The sequence below is a fragment of the Archangium sp. genome (genome assembly GCF_036388035.1).
Taxonomy (GTDB): domain Bacteria; phylum Myxococcota; class Myxococcia; order Myxococcales; family Myxococcaceae; genus Archangium.
Genome location: NZ_DASVSO010000672.1, coordinates 1 through 2,886 on the forward strand (window position 1 = coordinate 1; position 2,886 = coordinate 2,886).

Genomic DNA, 2,886 nt, shown 5'->3' on the forward strand with positions numbered 1-2,886 from the left:
GCCATCGAGCGCAGGGCAGGGGAGGTGGGTGCGCCCGTCCTCCTCGAGGGCCGCGACTTCTCAGCGGTCGCCCGCCCGGAGGGGGGCCTCGCCTACGAGGGGCCGGGGCTCTCCCTGGAGGGCCTCACCCTGGGCCTGCGCGGGCCGCACCAGCTCCAGAATGCGGCGGTGGCGCTCGCGGCGCTGCAACTGCTGTCCTCGAGGGGAGTGCCTGTCTCGCCGGAGGCCCTGCGGACGGGCGTCGCGAGGGCTCGCTGGCCCGGGAGATTGGAAGAGCTGGGTGGCCAGCCCCCCGTGCTGCTGGACGGCGCTCACAACCCGGCGGGCGTGGAAGTGCTGCTCGCGGGCCTGCGCTCCCTCTACCCGGGACGTCGCCTCCACTGCGTCTTCGGCGTGGTGGCCGACAAGGAGCGCGGACCGATGCTGCGCGCGCTCTTGCCAACCTGTACCTCGGTACACCTCACGCCGCTCGACACCCCCCGCTCCCTTGGCCCGGAGTCCTACGTCCACGAGGCACGTGCCCTGTGCGCGGACGTGAGTGCGTATCCGTCCTTGGATGATGCGCTGGCCGGTGCGCGGGGGCGAGCAGCGCCCGGAGACGTCATCCTGTGCACGGGTTCGCTGTTTCTGGTGGGTTCCGTACGCGCGAGGCTCGGTGGAAACCTTGGCGCATTGCATCACAGTCCGTAGATTCAAGACATGCGTTTGCCGGATTGGAGAGCAGCGACTCCCACTGGGCCTCACACCCCGACAGTCGATGAGCTCGACTTCCGATCGCTGTATCAGAAGACGAAGTACGTGGTGGAGACGGCCGATGGCTGGTCTCTCGTCATCACCCGCTACCGGCCGGTGAAGCAGCCCTTCGCGCAGCCCCTCTTCGGGGAGCCGCTGCTGCTGGTGCATGGCTTCTCGCAGAACCGCCACGCCTGGACGAGCGGCCAGTTCGTCAAGAACCTGCTCTTCTTCGGGGTGGACATCCACATCCTGGAGCTGCGCGGGCACGGCAAGAGCTCCATCGAGTTCCAGAAGGAGCGCGCCGCGCGCTTCCGCCGGCCCCTGCCGCCGGACCTGGACTACGGCTGGGACATCGACAGCTACTTTCTCTACGACCTGCCCGCCGCGGTGTCGGGGGTGAAGCGCATCACCCGGCGCGAGCGCATCTTCTACTGCGGCCACTCCATGGGCGGGATGCTCGGCTACGGCTACGCCGGCATCCACGACGACTTCGAGGGCCTCATCACCATCGGCTCGCCGGCGGACCTGGGCCGCGGCGTCATGCTGCTGCGGATGCTCGCCCTGTGGACTCCGGCGCTGGGGTCGACGATCGACCTCGCGATCGCCGGCCTCAACCTGGAGGAGCGGCTGGGGCACACGGGGCGGATGCTGCTCGCCCGGGGCGCCTCCGCGCTCAACGAGAGTCTGGCCCGGTGGCTGGAGCCCAAGGAGGGGCCTCAACGCCGCCAGTTCCACTACATCCCCGTGGATGACTGGCTGAAGTTCGCCGAGCGACAGCTCGCCCGCGCCGAGGAGCATCCGCTCTTCAACCGCATCGCCACCCGCGTCAACCGGTTGAGCAACCCGGCCCGCGTCAGCTCCAAGGATGTCCGCTGGCTGCTGCGCGAGGGCGGTGAGCGCGAGCCGCGCAAGGTGGTGGAGCAGTTCGCCCGCTGGGTGCGCCGCGGGGAGATGGTCTGCTACCGCACCGGGTTCGACTTCAAGCGGGGCTTCTCGAAGATCCACATCCCCATGGCCATCATCTTCGGGGACATGGATCCGCTGGCGTCCGTGGAGTCCACCCGGAGCGTGTACCACGCGGCCCAGAGCGAGTACCTGCTGTGGCGGCCGGTGAAGGGCAACAGCCACATCGAGCTGACGATGGGGCACGACATCCGGCAGATCTGCTACGACATCAAGAACCTCATCGAGTATTCGCGCACCCACCGCACCCGAAAGCCGGCCCTGCCCCGGTTGCGGTGAGCAAAGCCCTCCAGTCGAAAATCAGCTCCTGGCGGGCTTCACTTGTAGACGTCTACAAGTGAAGGTGCACATTGCACCACATCTCCGGGTGCCGACTCTCCGGCATGGCCGTCGAGGTCGCGCTCGCTGGCCTGCTGCCGCGGAGCGGGCGCGAGGCCACTTTCAGCGCATCAACACCTGGGCTCGCAGCGGGGACGCTGGAAAGTTGGAGCCCGAGTACCCCGTGCTACCTTGACGCTTTAATGCGTCCGTTCAGAGGGAAGTCGCCGATGAAAGCCGTTGCGGTTTCGTTGCTCGCCTGCGTGCTGGTGCCCTTGCTGGCGCTCGCGCAAGAGGGGCAGGCCCCGGGCAATCTCAACACCATCACGAGCGTGAGCGTGCGGGGCGGCACGGTGGAGATCGTCGGGACGAAGAAGCCCAACTTCACCACCTTCACGATGACGGATCCGCCCCGCCTGGTCATCGACATCTCCGAGGCCGTCTTCTCGGGGGTGAAGGAGGACCAGACCGTCGGCAACGGCACCATCAGCGGCATCCGGACGGCCAGCTACGGCTCGGATGAGTCCGCCATCGCCCGCGTGCTCATCGGCTACGAGCGCGAGGTGGAGACGGACATCCAGGCCACCGGCAACTCGCTGGTGGTGAACGTGGTGGGCGGTGCGGGCGCGGCCGTGGCGGCCCGGCCCACCGCTCCGGCGGACGCGGCTCCCACGGCCACGGGGCCGGCCACGACTCCGGCCACGACGCCCGGTGGCACCGCGGAGCAGGCCGCCGTGGCGGCCCAGGCGGACCGCAAGCAGCAGGAGCGCGCGGCGGCGGATGCGGCCGCGGCGGCCCAGGCGGACCAGAAGCAGCAGGAGCGCGCGGTGGCGGCCGCGGCCGCGGCGGCCCAGGCGGACCAGAAGCAGC

At 69.3% G+C, this 2,886-nt stretch carries 3 protein-coding genes; all 3 read left to right on the forward strand.

Annotation, left to right across the window (positions count from 1 at the left end; all coding sequences use genetic code 11):
* The coding region (locus VF697_RS27340; protein ID WP_331099665.1) for a glutamate ligase domain-containing protein at positions 1-690 on the forward strand (690 nt) is incomplete at its 5' end.
* A gap of 9 nt (positions 691-699) precedes the next feature.
* Positions 700-1,977, forward strand: a complete 1,278-nt coding sequence (locus tag VF697_RS27345; protein WP_331099666.1) for an alpha/beta fold hydrolase — start codon at positions 700-702, stop codon at positions 1,975-1,977.
* Between the two features lie 269 nt (positions 1,978-2,246).
* Positions 2,247-2,886: AMIN domain-containing protein (locus VF697_RS27350; RefSeq protein ID WP_331099667.1), on the forward strand; the 640-nt coding region annotated here is incomplete at its 3' end.